The sequence below is a fragment of the Roseimicrobium sp. ORNL1 genome, from assembly GCF_011044495.1.
GTDB lineage: Bacteria > Verrucomicrobiota > Verrucomicrobiia > Verrucomicrobiales > Verrucomicrobiaceae > Roseimicrobium.
Map to the genome: position 1 here is coordinate 6,766,606 of NZ_CP049143.1, position 15,995 is coordinate 6,782,600.

The 15,995-nt window shown below is 60.5% G+C and carries 14 protein-coding genes; 6 read left to right on the forward strand and 8 right to left on the reverse strand.

Features of this window, described 5'->3' with window-relative positions; genetic code table 11:
* Positions 1-3 precede the first annotated feature (3 nt).
* Entirely contained in the window at positions 4-519 is a 516-nt protein-coding gene (locus G5S37_RS27155; protein ID WP_165208550.1) for a tyrosine-protein phosphatase, read from the reverse strand.
* Positions 520-695: 176 nt separating this feature from the next.
* Here G5S37_RS27155 and G5S37_RS27160 point away from each other — a divergent pair, with 176 nt between their 5' ends.
* Entirely contained in the window at positions 696-1,598 is a 903-nt protein-coding gene (locus G5S37_RS27160) for an N-acetylglucosamine-6-phosphate deacetylase (RefSeq protein WP_165208552.1), read from the forward strand.
* A 10-nt stretch (positions 1,599-1,608) separates the two neighbouring features.
* Here the strand turns inward: G5S37_RS27160 and G5S37_RS27165 are convergent, their stop codons facing one another.
* Both G5S37_RS27165 and G5S37_RS27170 read right to left on the reverse strand, forming a co-directional pair.
* Positions 1,609-2,076, reverse strand: a complete 468-nt coding sequence (locus G5S37_RS27165; protein ID WP_165208554.1) for a hypothetical protein — start codon at positions 2,074-2,076, stop codon at positions 1,609-1,611.
* Between the two features lie 27 nt (positions 2,077-2,103).
* Positions 2,104-3,420 (reverse strand): hypothetical protein, encoded by a 1,317-nt coding sequence (locus G5S37_RS27170; protein WP_165208556.1) that lies wholly within the window; start codon positions 3,418-3,420, stop codon positions 2,104-2,106.
* A gap of 152 nt (positions 3,421-3,572) precedes the next feature.
* Here G5S37_RS27170 and G5S37_RS27175 point away from each other — a divergent pair, with 152 nt between their 5' ends.
* From G5S37_RS27175 to G5S37_RS27195, 5 genes are all read left to right on the forward strand, one after another.
* Positions 3,573-4,073, forward strand: a complete 501-nt coding sequence (locus G5S37_RS27175) for a dihydrofolate reductase (RefSeq protein WP_165208558.1) — start codon at positions 3,573-3,575, stop codon at positions 4,071-4,073.
* A gap of 63 nt (positions 4,074-4,136) precedes the next feature.
* Positions 4,137-4,871, forward strand: a complete 735-nt coding sequence (locus tag G5S37_RS27180; protein ID WP_165208560.1) for a DUF1080 domain-containing protein — start codon at positions 4,137-4,139, stop codon at positions 4,869-4,871.
* A 27-nt stretch (positions 4,872-4,898) separates the two neighbouring features.
* Positions 4,899-5,537, forward strand: a complete 639-nt coding sequence (locus G5S37_RS27185) for a tetratricopeptide repeat protein (RefSeq protein ID WP_165208562.1) — start codon at positions 4,899-4,901, stop codon at positions 5,535-5,537.
* An 88-nt stretch (positions 5,538-5,625) separates the two neighbouring features.
* Positions 5,626-6,441, forward strand: coding sequence for a tetratricopeptide repeat protein (locus tag G5S37_RS27190; RefSeq protein ID WP_165208564.1), 816 nt, complete (start codon positions 5,626-5,628; stop codon positions 6,439-6,441).
* A 103-nt stretch (positions 6,442-6,544) separates the two neighbouring features.
* The gene (locus tag G5S37_RS27195; protein WP_165208566.1) at positions 6,545-8,581 is read left to right on the forward strand and encodes a prolyl oligopeptidase family serine peptidase; all 2,037 of its coding nucleotides are present in this window, start codon (positions 6,545-6,547) and stop codon (positions 8,579-8,581) included.
* Positions 8,582-9,156: 575 nt separating this feature from the next.
* Here G5S37_RS27195 and G5S37_RS27200 read toward each other — a convergent pair.
* From G5S37_RS27200 to G5S37_RS27220, 5 genes are all read right to left on the reverse strand, one after another.
* Complete coding sequence (locus G5S37_RS27200) at positions 9,157-11,772, reverse strand: PVC-type heme-binding CxxCH protein (RefSeq protein WP_165208568.1); 2,616 nt, start codon at positions 11,770-11,772, stop codon at positions 9,157-9,159.
* A 116-nt stretch (positions 11,773-11,888) separates the two neighbouring features.
* Entirely contained in the window at positions 11,889-12,653 is a 765-nt protein-coding gene (locus G5S37_RS27205) for an RDD family protein (protein WP_165208570.1), read from the reverse strand.
* Positions 12,654-12,676: 23 nt separating this feature from the next.
* Entirely contained in the window at positions 12,677-13,714 is a 1,038-nt protein-coding gene (locus G5S37_RS27210; RefSeq protein WP_165208572.1) for a stage II sporulation protein M, read from the reverse strand.
* 22 nt (positions 13,715-13,736) lie between these two features.
* The gene (locus tag G5S37_RS27215) at positions 13,737-15,095 is read right to left on the reverse strand and encodes a DUF58 domain-containing protein (protein ID WP_165208574.1); all 1,359 of its coding nucleotides are present in this window, start codon (positions 15,093-15,095) and stop codon (positions 13,737-13,739) included.
* Complete coding sequence (locus G5S37_RS27220) at positions 15,092-15,946, reverse strand: DUF3806 domain-containing protein (protein ID WP_165208576.1); 855 nt, start codon at positions 15,944-15,946, stop codon at positions 15,092-15,094. Before G5S37_RS27220 ends, G5S37_RS27215 begins: the two co-directional genes overlap by 4 nt.
* Positions 15,947-15,995: the final 49 nt, after the last annotated feature.

A 15,995-nucleotide genomic window follows, 5' to 3' on the forward strand; every position in this document is an offset into this window, starting at 1 on the left:
GAATCAACCAAACATGCGCGTGGCCACCGCCGCCTGCTCGGGCGTTTCGGGTCCACTGCCTGCCGCGCGCACCGCGATCGTGGCATCCTTGATGGGCACACCCATGGCCGCAAGGATGCAGACCGCGGCCATGCCGGTGCGTCCGATGCCCGCGCCGCAGTGGATCACCACGTTCGTGCCAGTTCCCAGCATGGTAGCCACATCGACGATGAGTTCGCGAAACGTCTTGTCGTTTGCCGGCACGCCAAAATCAGGGATGGGGCACGACAGCCGCGCTCCCTCCCACAGGCCTGCACGGATCGACTTCGCATAGTCAGGTGACCTCCGCTGGATCTCCCCTTCCTCCACGAGGCTGAGCATGAGCATGCGTTCCTTCCCCACTTCCGCCTTCAGCTTGTTCCAGGCCTCGAGGGCATGCTGGATGTCCTGATACCTGCCCGGCATGCCGGTCAGAAACAGGCGGCCCTTGCAGCCCTGGGGAAGCTGAACCTGGCGGAAGATGGCGTTGTAGGGGTCCATTTTAAAAAATACGAACCGGGCCAGCCCCATGGCCGCCCGCACGGGACCACCTCGGCGATCCCGTCCCCCAACGCAAGCCGCGATGGCGGCCTCCCGTGAGCAAAATATCACTTCCCGCACCTTTCCGTGAGTGCTCGTGGCTTGCAGGAGGGCGCGCCATCCCCTTTGCTCAGAACATGTTCGATCTTCAGGTCAATGGCTACGCAGGCACGGATTTCAACCGCGAAGGTCTCACCGCGGAGTCCCTTCATCATGCCTGCGAATGTTTGAAGGAGGACGGCGTGGAGGCCATCCTGGCCACGTTCATTACCGATGATCTGGACAAGATGTCCCGCCGCATGCGCACCCTGGTGGAACTGCGTGAGAAGGATCCTCTCGCGCAGGAATTGATCGCCGGCATTCACATCGAGGGACCCTTCATCAACAGCGAGAAAGGTTATGTCGGCGCGCATCCTCCACACGCGGTGAAGCCCGGCACCGTGGAGCATGCGAAGCAGCTCATCGATGCCGCGGGTGGCCTGGCCAAGCTGGTAACGCTCGCTCCCGAGTGCGATGCAGGATATGCCACCACAAAATGGCTCAGCGAACAGGGCGTGTGCGTCTCGGCAGGCCATTGCAATCCCTCACGCGAAGTGCTCGCCGCCGCCTGTGACCATGGCTTGCGCATGTTCACCCATGTGGGCAATGGCTGCCCCATGCTCATGCACCGCCATGACAACATCATCCAGCGCGCGCTGTCGTTGAAGGAACGCCTGTGGCTCTGCTTCATTCCTGATGGCGTGCACATCGAGTTCTTCGCCCTGCAGAACTACCTGCGTGCTGCGGGCATGGAGCACAGCATCTTCGTCACGGATGCCATCAGCGCCTCGCGCCTTGGACCCGGTAAGTTCACCCTCGCGGGCTGGGACATCGTGATCGGTGTAGACCTCGTCGCACGCTCGCCAGATGGCTCTCACTTCGTCGGCTCCACCGTCACGTGGCCGCGCATTCAGGAGAACAACACGAAGCACATCGGGCTCACGCGAGATGATCTGAACAAGCTCTCGATAGAGAATCCGAAGAAGGCGCTTGGTCTTTGAGCCAGGAATATCACTCGTGGTCGCGCTGCCACGATCTGATAAAGAGCCACACCAGCAGGGCGACCACGGCCAATAGCAACCACAATACAGGACGGTACGGGAGATCTCCAATGTCTCCGCCAGCAAGCAACCAGGTATGCAGTGCCTGACCGGTGAACATGAGGCACACCATGCGAAAGAGATTGGCGTCGGCGTAAAACGTGACAAAGAAGATGCCGATCAGGTAGAGGGCAAACAACATCCCCCACCACTTCAACAGGCCTGCCACGAAGGAGAACATCCATGCAATCGGCACCAGGGCGAGATCCTTGAGATCGGCATAGATATTGAATCCATCACCCGGACTCCATGAGACTTGCGCAGCCAGCAGACCTATCACAAACGCAATCCAGCATGTGCCAAACATCGAGAGCACCCGCCCCCAAACGCTGCCAATGGACGTGAAGAAGCCTTCGATGGGATCAATGGTGCCATTCATGCAGATACAGAAGGCACAAACGCTCCATTATTTCTCCTTCTCGCACTGCTCCATCCACGGACGGATCATCCCAGCCAGCCTTGCCGCGCCTTTGCGGTTGAGGTGATCTACATCGTAGAACTCCGTGGGAGGGAACTCGTGCGAACCTCCCTTGTGGAAGTCCTGGAACCACAGCCCGGGCGTTTCCGCATCGAGCTTTTCCATGTGCTGCACCATTTCACGGAATCCCTCATGCGTGGTTCCATCCGGATCGCTCGCTGCTGCGTCCTTGGTATAGGGGTGCAGCGGTGTGGTGAAGAGCAGCACCTTCACGCCCTTTTGAGCAAGGTGTTGCGCCGTCGCCTTGAACTCTGCAAAAATCTTGTCGCTCCACTCAAAGCGTTTGCTGTCGCACAGCTTGAGGATCTGCTTGTGCTGCTCTTCCAGATGCTTAGGGAGATTGGTCTGCTTGCGGCCTTCCCACCCCCACATATCACAGCCAGTGATGTTCATCGCTTCCAGTTCCGTAGCCGTTACGGGCTTGTCCAAAGCAGGCATTGGCCAGAGTGTGCCCTTGTTCTTTTGATCATAATGCCATCCGGGGCTGGCGGTGAATTCCTCGTACTTGCGTTCGTCGGTACGTTCCGCGTTGAAGGTGCGCGCGCTCACCACCCACATCACCCACTTGAGCTTCGGCAGCGGGTCGACGTACTCACGGATCATCAGGCACTGCAGTTTGTTGTTCCCACCGGCAGGAGCCATGTTCAGCATCAAAGGCGTGTGCCAATTCTCCTGACCGAAGAACTCCCGGGGACATACTCCCTTGGTGGCATGCGAGTTCCCCATGACGACCGCCTGCAGCTGCCCACGCAGCTTCCAGTAGATCTGCATCTGGTCAGAAACGTTTCCCCGGTAGTCCATGCGCACCACGCTGGGAGTCCGATCCTGGGCCAGCGATTGCGAAAGATCGAGGAAGCGGGGAGGCTCCTCCGCGGTGATGTCCAGGTCATCGCTGGCAGAGATGTCCTTGATGTCTTCCACGGACTCGAAAGGCACGACCTTCAGGGTCACGACCTCGCCCTGCTTGTCACTCACCGGCACGGCCTTGGCCGCAATGACCGTCCAGTGCGCCACCCGAATGACCGGCGCTTCCAGCTTGCCGGAGAGCACGCGCTTCACCTTGTACTCATGCCACGCCAGCGCCTCATCGTACGGCCGGACGTCCTCCGGACTCTTCGCCTTGGATGCCGCCACACGCTCCACCTCCACCTGTATCTCCGGATTTTGAGCCGCCTGCCGTTGGTTGCAGGAGGGAATCAGCAGAAGGATAAGAGAGCAGAGGAAAAGTGAAGCGGGGAGACGCATTCGGTGAGTGAAGGTGCCTGAGCGGGCGTGCCATGGAACCATGGCTGGTCCGGAACGCCACAAAAACCGTACGGCTCTGAGGTACGTCCGGTTTTTTCAGACATATCGGCTTTCTTATTTTCGTCCGCCCCCATCCTGCCTAACGTGCGCCAATGCCCCCAGCATCTCCGTTCCCAGAGCTCATCGCCGTCGTTGCCATGGCTTCCAACCGCGTCATCGGCAGGGAGGGAAAGCTGCCCTGGCACCTCCCGGAGGATCTGAAGTTCTTCAAACGCACAACCCTGGGACACGCGGTGCTGATGGGGCGCAAGACGTTCGAGTCCATCGTTGCCACCTTGGGGAAGCCCCTGCCCGGCAGGCTCAATCTGGTGGTGAGTCACACCATGGAGCCGCGCGAGGACGCCACCATCATTCGCGACGTAGCAGAGCTCGCCGGAGTACCTTACCTGAAATCACCCGTTTACCTCATCGGAGGTGCGCAGCTCTACGGCACTCTCCTATCCCGGTGCAGTGAACTCATCCTCACCTATATCGAGCAGCCTTATGAAGGGGACGCCTTCTTTCCGGACTTCGATCACCTGTTCGAGCTCAAGGAAGTGCTTGGACGGGGAGAAGGGTTCGAATTCCGCAGGTACGTGAGGAAGGTGGGATAGGTCCCGGCGGCTGGGTGCGTTGCTATCGGCTCACACGCCGCAACTGCTCCCTCAGTCACGACCATGAAACCCGTCCTCCTGCTGCTGCTCACTGCCTCCCTCGCCACCACGCTCTCTGCCGCCGATCCGGCTGCGGGATTCGTTTCTCTTTTCAATGGCAAGGACCTGACCGGCTGGGTCGCGCCGGAAGGTGACAATGGCCACTGGAAGGTGATCGACGGCGTGCTGGACTATGACGCTCTGAGCGAGGCCCCCGGGAAGGATAAGAACCTCTGGACCGCGAAGGAGTACAAGGACTTCACCCTGCACCTCGACTGGCGGCTGAAGCAGACCACCGGCCTCTATCCCATGCCTGTGGTGTTGCCGGATGGCACGCACAAGCTGGATGCGAATGGCAAGGAGATCCTCAATCCCACACCCAATGCCGACTCCGGCATCTACCTGCGCGGTGCAAGCAAGGCGCAGGTGAACATCTGGTGCTGGCCCATCGGTTCCGGCGAGGTGTACGGATATCGCATGGATAAAGCCATGCCGCCCGAAGTGCGTGCCGGTGTGACTCCCAAGATGAATGCCGACAAACCCGTCGGCGAGTGGAACACCTTTGAAATCACGATGAAGGGCGAGCGCCTCACGGTGGTGCTCAATGGCAAGACCGTGATCGACAACGCGCAGCTCCCAGGCGTATCTGCCTCAGGGAAGCTGGCTCTGCAGCACCACGGCGGTCGCGGCAAGGATGGGCAGATGGCCGCGGCTTCCAGCCTCATCCAGTTCCGCAACATCTCGATCAAGGAACTCTAGTCTGATATCACCCAAAGGACTCGTGTCATGACTGCCCTGTCCCGCTTCCAGAGATTGTTCACGATTGCCCTGCTCTGCCTTGGGCATGCGACCCTGCTGCCGGCCCAGGCCCAGGACACGAAGGCAGCTCTGGTCACCCAATGCGGCGCTGTGGACAAGCTTTTGCAGCAGGGAAAGTTTGCCGAGGCAGAGAAGGCCTACCGCGCCCTTCTGCCCCAGGTGCAGAAGGAATTGCCCCCCGAAAGCCCGCTCAACCTGACCATCCGCAACAACCTGGCGGTGGCCCTTTCGTCACAAGGAAAGACGAGCGAAGCTGAAGCCGCCCACCGTTCCACCATCGCCTTTCTTGAAAAGACGCCGAAGGTGGACCGCCGCGTGATTCTGGTCTGCAAAAACAACCTGAGAGATTGCCTCTTCGCCCAGAAGAAATTCCCGGAGGCTGAGAAGGTACAGCGTGAGGTCTACACCGAACGGCAGACCGCCCTCGGCAAAGAACATCGCGACACCTTGGTGTCCGGGTACAACCTTGCCAATTGCCTCTACCAACTGCGCCGCCGGGATGATGCACGCGCCATCACCCGGGACATTACTCCCATCGCGAAACGCACCCTCGGCGCCACGCACAACTACACGATTCTGATCGAGAAGCTCGATGCGAAACTTTAAGCCCCGCTTTAGCGCGCGCTTTAGTCCGTCGACAGGCTTGCAACAACACTGGCACAGGCCACCGCACGTGCTACAAAAGAGACTCCCCATGGCCCGGCGTACCCACCCGCACCTGACCTTGCCCCTGCTGAGCAGCACGCTGTTGCTGCTTCTGCTGCTCGCGGTGGTGGGTCCAGTCGCGGCGCAGCAACAGGGCAAAGCTGCCCCCGCGGAGAAGAAGCCGGATGACTCCCTGCTGAAGCGTCGCGAGCAGGCCGTGTCCCTGGCGCAAGCGGGCAAGCTGAAGGAGGCCGAGCAGGAGTTCTGCGCCATCATCCTCGATGCTGAAAAATCCCTCGGTTCCGAACACAGCTTCACCCTGCGGAACTGGACTGGCGTGGCCAATGTCCTGAGCATGGCCGGCCGACCCAAGGACGCAGAAGAAGTGCTGCGTACCGTGTTGAAGAGCCAGACCAAGAACCTCCCTGCCGAGCACGAGGACATCCTGCGTACACGGCACAACATCGCCAATACCCTGATGGCGCTCGGCAGAGCCACCGAGGCTGAGCAGGAACTGCGGCTGGTGCTGCGCGTCCGCGAGAAAAATCTGGGCGCCGGGCACCCGGACACCCTGGCCACCCGTGGCAATCTGGCCACCTGCCTCTTCCGTCAGGAGCGCTTCGATGACGCCAAGGTGGAGTTGGAAGCAGCCCTGCGTGAATCCGACCGCGTGCTCGGGAGCGACCACCCGCAGACACTGGACATCTGCTACAACCTCGCCCTCTGCCTGCAGAGCCAGCGCAATTTTTCTGATGCCCGTATCTATGCGCGCCGCGCCGCCGAAACTGCCAAGGCGAACCTCGGCGAGTCGCACCCGCTCGCGCTCCGCTACGGCGCGCTCTGGACGGAACTGCAGGGAAGCTGACGACGATTATCCTGGGGGGCTTGCGTGCCCTGCCTGTCGACTCTGCACCGACTTCAGCAAGAGGTGACCGCCACCGGGCGTTCTTGGCATCCCTCTTTTTATCATGATCCGAAAATCACTCCTGCTGCCCGCAGCCGCCCTCGGTCTGGCGGTTGCCCTTCCTCACACAGTCCTCGCCGATGGTCCCAAGGACAACCTCCCGCAAAACGTCCGTCCCATCCCCCCTCCTGGAGTGGAAATCCCAGCGGCGGACCGCGAGGCCCTCACAAAGGGTGCGGCGGAGCTGAAGCAACTGATTGAGGAAGCGAAGAAGGCCCAGGCGAAGAATCCACGCCTCGCCGACCTGCTGCCAGATGTGGAGATCTTCCACAAGGCCGTGGATTGGGCACTGCGTTACAACTACTTCAGCAAGCCCACCGAGACGAAAGCCGCCTACGAACAGCTCGCCGAAGGGAAGAAGCGCGCCGAAGCACTGAAGAAGGGTGAGGCACCCTGGCTTTCGCAAAAGGGTCTCGTGGTGCGCGCCTACCGCTCCAAGATCGATGGCTCCGTGCAGCCCTACGGCATGGTGATTCCGGACAGCTACAGCGGCGCCCCTTCCCGCCTGGACTTCTGGTGCCATGGTCGCGGTGAAACGCTGAGCGAACTGTCCTTCCTCGATCAGCGCATGCATCAGCCCGGGCAGATCACTCCGCCCAACACCCTCGTGCTGCATCTCTACGGACGCTACTGCTGCGCGAACAAGCTTGCTGGCGAAGTGGATCTCTTCGAAGCACTGGCGCACGCGAAGAAGTCCTACTCGATCGATGACGATCGTCTCGTGGTGCGCGGCTTCAGCATGGGCGGCGCTGCCGTGTGGCAGTTCGCCACGCACTTCCCAGGCTTCTTCTGCGCGGCCACTCCCGGCGCCGGTTTCGCAGAGACGCCCGAGTTCCTCGGCTCCTTCCAGAGTGAAGACGTGCGCAACGCACCCGAGTGGCAGAAAACGCTCTGGCACATGTACAACTCCTCGGACTATGCGCTCAATCTGGCCAACCTGCCGACCATCGCGTACAGCGGTGAAATCGACAAACAAAAGCAGGCCGCCGACGTGATGGATCGCGAGCTGAAGAAGGAAGGCCTCGAACTGGAGCACATCATCGGACCACAGACCGCCCACAAGCTGCATCCGGACAGCCTCATCGAAATCGAAAAGCGCCTCGCCGCCATCATCGCCAAGGGTCGTGACCGTTCCCCTCGCGAAGTACATTTCACCACGTGGACCCTCGGGTACAATCAGTCGAAGTGGGTGACCATCGACGGCATGGGTGAGCACTGGAAGCGTGCACGCGTGGATGCCTCCGTGAATGGAGCGTCCTCCATTGAGGTGAAGACCCAGAATGTGACCGCGCTCTCGCTGAACTTCGATGCCGGCCATGCCCCGGATCTGAATCTCTTCCAGCCCGTCACGGTTTCGATTGATGGCACCAAGCTCACCGCTGGCAAGCCGAAGACCGACCTCTCCTGGTCCGCCAGCTTCGCCAAGCGGGATGGCAAGTGGATTCTCGTGGATGACAAGGCACCCGCCGCTCCGGGCCTCGCCAAGCGCCACGGCCTGCAGGGACCCATCGACGATGCGTTCATGGACGCCTTCGTCTTCGTCACTCCGACCGGCGCGCCTCTGAACGAAGCCACGGGCAAGTGGGTCACTAGCGAACTCGATCACGCCACGCGCGAATGGCAGAAGCAGTTCCGCGGTGATGCCCCGCAGAAGAAGGACACCGAGATCAAGGACGAGGACATCGCGAACAAGAACCTCGCGCTCTGGGGTGACCCGAGCAGCAATGCCATCCTCAAGAAGATCGCCGACAAGCTTCCAGTGAAGTGGACTGCTGAAGGCATCGAAGTGGGTGGCAAGAAATACGCTGCTGGTGAGTATGTGCCCATCCTCATCTACCCCAACCCGCTCAATCCAAACCGCTATGTGGTGATCAACAGCGGCTTCACCTACCGCGAATACGACTACCTCAACAACGCCCGCCAGGTGCCCAAGCTCCCAGACTGGGCCATTGTGGATCTCCGCACGGCTCCCGATCCCGTGAACCCCGGCAAGGTGGTCGCCGCGGACTTCTTTGATGAGCAGTGGCAGGTGAAGAAGTAACGGAAGGCAATTCTACACGATCACAGCCCCGGAAGTGCTGGCCTCAAGTCGGCGTTTCCGGGGCTTTGTCTTTAATAGGGACATTGGCCATTGCGTCGCGCAGGCGGTCACCGCATGCATCCTCGAAGGTAATGACACGACGTTTGCAGGTGACGGAGCGCTTTGCGTCGTGGAGTGCGGTGGCAAGCTTCAAGCGCGACACCGCTTTGAGCGAAGGAATCCGACATCCCAATACTCTAACGTTATTCAAACATCCAGCGAGTGGTGAAAGCTTGACTCGGTATTGGTGAGTCTACCTCCCAAGGGCATGACGTGGGCTCCGTTCAAAAGCAGTGTCGCGCCTTAGCGCTTGCCACCGCACTCCACGACGCAAAGCGCAGATCATCGTCTATAGCTTCACCAAAACCTGAACCGCTGTAATCCCAGGTACTCATCAAGTTCTAGCAGCCCTGGGAGCGCTGGCCTCTGGCCGGCTGCTGCTACGTGGCACATGAATACGCCGGCCGGAGGCCAGCGCTCCCAGGGCCCACGGGTGTTTGCACCACACGTGAGCTCCCGATAAGCGAAGCGCTACGCTATTTCTTCTTCGTCTCGGCCTTCTTGTTCATCTCCGCCGAGGTCCACGCCTTCGTGCGACCGGGATACTGAGCGCGGATCTTCGCGACGTCATTCGGCGATACGGGACCAGCCGTGTGCTCCCACTCGCGGCGGATATAGGTGAGCACGCTGGCGATGTCTTCATCCGAGAAATATGGCAGCGGGGGCATCTCAAGAGTCCACGTGCGGCCACTCACCTGGATGGGACCACTCAAACCGTGGAGAATGATTCTCACCGGGCGGTCTGACGGACCGGTGACCCATTCGGAATCCACCAGCGGCGGGGCGAGGCCTTCCATGCCCAGGCCCGTGGGCTGGTGACAGGCGGCGCAAAGGCCGGCATAGATGGTCTTGCCCTTCTCAAAGCGTGCCTGCTGTTCCGCATTCAGCGGGACCACGACGGGCGGCGGCGGCACACCGGGCTTGCCGGGCCACGCGAGCGAAGTATCCACAGTCGTGAGCAACTTCTTCACGGAACCAAGCTTTGCCTTTTCCTGCAAGGTCGCGAGCGCGGCAGGCTGCGCATCGAGGTACAGCAGCTTGCGCGGCTGTGCTTTCACCTTCTTGTCCACCGGGATGCCAGCCATACCATTGAGCATGGCGAGCTGACGCGCACCGTTCGGCTCCTGTGCGGCCACCACGTCCAGCAGCTTGGTCACGCGGGCATCACGACGCTCATTCATCACGCATGCCGAGAGCATCTGGAGCAGACCGCTGGTCACCAGCTTGTCCTCCTCCTTGCCCACCGGCTCGGCGAGCAGGGTCTCAAGATACTCCAGCTCACGGCCACGCACACCACAAGCGATGGCATCATTCAACAGCGGGCTTCCACCCTTCTTCAGAATCCCCAGCACCGCTTTCTGCGCATCCGGTCCGGGCAGCGCACTGAGCTGAAGGGCAAGCTGCACCCGCACCTCGGCGCTCGAGTCTTCCGTCATCTTCAGGAGCTCAGGAAGCACGGCGAGGTTCGACAAGCTCACAGCGGCCGCGCGCACCTTGGGACTTTCATCCTTCAGCTTTGTGGTCAGGATTTCCGGTGTCACGGCCTTGAGCCCTTCCAGGGTCCACAGGGCCTGCACACGTGCCTGGGGCGTCGCGCCTTCGGTGGCGATCTTCTCAATTTCCTTCGCCACCCCCGCATCTCCACGCTCCACCAGCACACGCTGGGCAGTGTCACGCACGTGACCGTTGGCATGTGCCAGGAGAGGCACGATGGCGGCACTCTCCGCCGGCAGCTTCACCACCTTCGGCTCGGACTTCTCCGGCACTACGCGCCAGATGCGGCCCATGTTCACCGGCTGTTCCAGCTTCCGCGCCTTGATGTTCTCCACCAGGTAGTGCGTGAGGAAGTACTTGTGCTGGACGATGCCGCGATACATGTCCACGACGTAGAGTGCGCCATCTGGACCGTTGTACGCATTCACCGGGCGGAAGCGCTCATCCGTCGACGTGAGGAACTCCACACCGTTGTACGCATTCTTCGCCGTCACCACGCCGCCCTGCTCGCTGAGGGTCAAACGCTTCACCAGATTGCCACAAGGCTCGGGGATGAAGGCATTGCCCGCATACGCCTTGCCGAAGAGATCGCCGCGATAGATGCACGGTCCGCAGGTGCCGGTGACAGTGGCGAGCTTTCCATCCGGAGTGAGCTGGCCGGGATTGTATCCGCGATTCACACCCGGCGTGGGAACACTGGGCCAGCACTTCTGATCCGCCATCACGCGGAAGTTCAACGCCAGTCGATCGGTGAGATTCGGATTGCGCGCATACACGGAAGGAGGCAGCAGATCCGTGCGCAGCAGGTCGCTGTTGTAGTTGAAGTAGCGGCGACCCCAGTCATCCTGCGTGAGGCCCCACTGGCCGCCACTGCGCGTGGGTTCGTTGATGAATTGCCCCTTCGTGAAACGGAACCGCGTGCCATGTCCGGCGCTCCAGATCCAGTTGTCCAGGCACCAGGTGGGCGAATTCGCCATGTGCTCCGGCTGTCCCCCAGCGCTGCCGTAGGTGGTGGAGATCACCTCGCTCTTGTCTGCCACACCGTCGCCATCGGTATCGCGATGCCATGTGAGGTTGGGCGGCTCGGCCACCACAGCGCCATCACCGAGAGCCATCACACCACGAGGCATGAGCAGGTTGTCCAGGAACACCGTGGCCTTGTCCATCTTGCCATCGCCATCCACGTCTTCGAGGCGTTTGATGCGGCCGATCTTCTGGTCCTCTCCCTTGCCCTCCACATCATTCATGTAACCGCGCATCTCGACCACATAGAGCCGGCCCTGGTCATCCCAGCTCATCGCGACGGGAGTTTCAATCATCGGCTCAGAGGCGACGAGCTGGATCTTGAACCCCTTCTCCACCTTGAAGGTCTTCAGCGCCTCCTCAGGCGTGCGCGTTGGCGGTGGAGGCAGGTTGAACTTCAGCTCGACCTGCTCCGGACCGCGGTTCTTCGTGCGGTCAGACTTCTTCTCCGGTGCCGGAGCAGGAGCGGGAGTCGTGGATTGAGAAAAGAGAGCGGGCTGCGTAGCGAGGCAAAGCGAAGTGGCAATGGCGGCAGTGGCAGCGGCGCGGGTGATTCGAGCAGACTTCTTTAACATGATGGAACAACAGGGCGGCCCGTGGGTGAGCGACCCGGTGGCAAGGGCCCAAGCGCCACCGGATTGACTCAAACGTGGAGGAAACAGCCGCCTTGCCGGAACCCTGCGCTTTCGCTTTACTTTCTTCCGCGAAAAACCGTCTCCACCACGTTGCGGATGTACTGTTCATCGCTCAGGCCGAAGACGACATCCTCGGGAAACTTCACCTTCTCCCGGAAATGCGCGGCGAGCTGCTCATACAGCTTGTGACGGGATTCTTCATTCAGGTCGTCCCGCCGCACCAGGGCATGAAGCGCGAGCTGGGCTTCCTCGGGAGTCACCTTCTGCCTCAGGCGTGCTTCGATGTGCGGGCATTCGCGGAAGGAGTTGAACTTCCCCGCCAGCACAGAGGCCACGTCTGGCGGTTGGGTCTTCACCGTGCGCACCACCACCGTGCCCGCCGCCAGATCTCCCAAACGCTGCGCGCGGGCACTGAAGAGGGACACCATGCCGCCCAGCGCGTAGAAGGCCGGAAGCACGTCCACGAATCGCAACAGATTGCGGATGACCACCTGGGAAGGGCGCAGCTTCAGCCCCTGCTCATCCACCACCCGCAGACCCATCAGTTTTTTCCCCACCGTCTGCCCGCGCCAGAGGAGCTCCATGACCATGCGCATCCCTTCCAGGTAGGCAAATTGCAGCATGATCGCCATTCCGGCGCCAAGACCCTGCAGAAAAAACATGAAGGGCGAGAGGAGGAGCGCCGTCACATTCCACAACGCAAAAAACAACGCCAGATCGATGAAGTACGCAAGGCTGCGAGTCACCGGCCCTGCGAGTGGCAGGGAGAAGGTCACACCCTCAGGTGTGGAGATGTTCAGTGTCGCAGAACGGGAGGACATGCGTGGGAGATGAGAGAAGACCTTCAGGACGCGGACTCATCCTTGCCGTCCTTGGACTTCCCGGAGAAGAAAAGGAACCATGCGAGCGCCACCAGCTGCGCCGAGCCAAAAAGAATCTTCACCCAATAGGGCAGAATCGGTTCGTGATACTGCGAGAAAAAGGCCTCGATGATGCCCGCCCACACGAGGATGAGCGCCGCACCTCCGGCAATGGTGGCGAGATCCGGCGTGACCTTGCGGAACCGGGTGCGCAGGCTGTCCGGCGTGCCCCAGCCAATGAGCGCCCGGCCGAGGACGAGCCCCGCCTGCCCGCCCAGAAGGATCGCGGGAATCTCCACCGAGCCGTGCGGCAACAGCCAGCCCAGGAGGAAGACCGTCTGCCCATCGGCGATGTAGTCAAAAGCCACCGCTCCCAGGATCACGCCGTTGTAGAAAAGGATGATCAGGGTGCCAATGCCCCAGGTCATCCCGAGTGCCATGGCGCGAAACGTCACGCTGATGTTGTTCCGCATGAGAGACGCGGAGAACACAGTCTTGCTACCCTCCATGTCATCACGATTTTCAGAGTGGGCCCTGGACTGCTGACGCTCCTCCCGCGCCACACGCTCACTGGGAGTCTGGTTCACCAGGTGCGGGAAGGGATAGATTGCCTCGCGTCCCTCCACCCCCTTGCTGATCAAGATGGCCCCCAGCAGAGCGCCGACGATGGTAAGCGCCAGGGAAATCCAGAAGCCCCAAATCTGCCGGCGAAACGCCTGGGGAAATGTCCGTACCAGCCAGCGCCAGGGACGGAAGTTGCGCCGGTCCCGGGTGGCGCTGTGGATCTCCGAATAACCGGAGCCCACCAGATTTTCGAGATACGCCTTCAGTTCCGGCTCTGCGGAGCTGCCCTGCAGGCGGGCAAGGTCCGAGGACGTGCGCTGAAAAAGTGCCAGCACATGCCGGGCATACTTCAGATCCGAGAGGTCGGCGAGGCGTTCGCGAATCCGATCCAGTTCGCGTTCGAGCTCCTTCCAGTGAGGACGCTCGCGTTCGATGAAGGTTTTGAGATCGGCAATCATGGTCGTGGTGCTTGAGGGCTCATCACAGCAACTGCCGCTTTTTCACTTTGAGATATTCGCTCACCACATCCGCCACCAGATTTTCCTGGAGGGAGGAAGTGAGGTGCACGCCGCGCTGCTTCAGCACGCGGGTGGTGTCCTGAAGGTCGTTCCAGAGAATCTGGCCTGCCAGCTTTCCATAGAGCGCTTCGTCATCCGTTGCAGTATCTCCACGGGTGAACATAGGCTGGATCTCCCGCTGACCCAGCATGTGCGTGAGCACGACGTGCTTGCGCGCGACGAACTCCACACCCTCCACAAACTGCTCCGCCAGCCATGGCTCACCCAAGTCCGTGAGAAACAGAAGAAGCGAGCGATGCCGCAGGCGATTGCCGATGTGGATGAAGGCATCCTCATAGTCCGGGCTCACCACCCGAGGCTCCAGTGTGTAGAGCACATCACGAATGACATCGTAGTGGCCACGCCCTCCACCAGCAGGGATGATGCGATGCACCGTGTCGGAAAAAATAATGAGGCCAAACTTGTCCGTCTGCTGCTCGGCTGCGAGGGCGAGCACCAGGGCAGCCTGGATGAAGCGTTCCAATTGCGTCTTCGCGATGATGCCAGCCTCAGCATCCTTCCCCGGCACATCGAGTGCACGCGCGCTGCGGCGTGAGGCATCAATAGCCACATACAGTTGCTGCGTGCGCTCGAGCTGAAACATCTTGGTGATGGGCGAGCGATGCTTCGCCGTGCCACGCCAGAAGATGTCGTCATAGCTGTCGCCGGGCACATAGGCGCGCAATTGTTCAAACTCACGCCCCTTGCCAATCTGCCGCACGTTGTGCACGCCAATCGCTCCTTTGCGGAAGAACAGCGGCGCCAGCACATTGCGCTCGCGACTCAGATCCGGATACACACGGATCTCCGCGTTCACCTTCACCGTGCGACGCCCGTTCCAGAAGCCGAATCGTGACGTGCCCTCCAGGTAGCACGTGGAGATGATCAACCTGCCACGCTCCACGGCACGCACCTTCCATTTCGCCAGATTGCGTTCCGTGTTCGGCTTGAGCGTAAGTTCAAGAATTTGCTTCTCACACTCCAATTCTTTCGGGAAAGGCAGGCCAAGGCGAAGCACCCGGCAGAGCTGGCCTGGATTTTCCACCACCGCTTCGATTTCAAACTCACGGGCCTTCGAGGTGCGCGTCATCTCCGGCAACGCCACGCGAATCGCCCGGATGGATGCCAGCGCGCTGGGCGCATCCAGCGCCAGCGCCAGCAGCATCAACACCGCCGCGACCACAATGGCCGAGCCAGGAATATCCTGCATGCCCAGCAGCGTGAAGAGCGGGATGCCCACCAGCGCGAGGAAAAGCAGGAGTCTGTTGGAAGGGACGATCACGACTGCCGCCCTCCGGCTGCCGCCTCCTGTTGATATTTGCGATAAAGATCCTCAACGGTATCCAGCGTGTCCGAAGAGAATCTCACAAGGTCGAGACGCTCGCCCTTCTCGAAGCGCTTCAGGATCATGTCCTCCGGGAAAATAAGGATTCCAGAGTCCCCCAAGGCAAGCGCACGGGAGGTGCCGTAGTCGTCCGTGAGACCAATCCATGAGAATGAAGACACCTCATTTCTCATCACTTCGCCGAATACCAGTCCCACTTGCGATGCCAAGTCCGCATCGCCAGCCTCAAGCGCTCGGTCCAAGTGGCCTTGCAGTGTCGCCAGGGAATTGTCACTCACTTCCCCGCGAAGCAAACTCTGCACCGCGCCCTCGATCTTCTCGCTCTCGCACACGAGCAGTTCGCAATAATACTGTTCCTCCTCATCACGCTGCACGAGAGATTGGATCATCTCACTGAGGTCAGCGTGCACTTGCAGGAATGCCGAAGAGGATTCTTCCGCCTTCGCTACCGTGATGGAAAAGATGCAGATGCTGTTGCCGATCCCCACCTCGTGGAAGTGCAGGATGTCCTCCCCACTCATGTCCGGCTCTTTATAGCTGTAGAGTGCCTTCTTTCCCTTTGCTCTCTGCTGAACTCGTTTCTCGCCAGCCTTTTCAATGATCCGCCAGTATCCAACCTCCGTTTCGCCCTTGTCCTTGGGAACAATTGTCAAAACAGAGACCCGAATCGGAAAGTCCGCATGATCGGGATCCCAGATCACGGTCGTGTCATCGGATTCGCGATCCGCGAAGTAACGGTCCTCGCTGGTGATGCGCTTGTTCCCGTCTCCGATGGCAAAGTGTTTCATACTGAGGTTGTCTTGAATCTGATTCCCCTGTGAACGGTGATCCACTCCA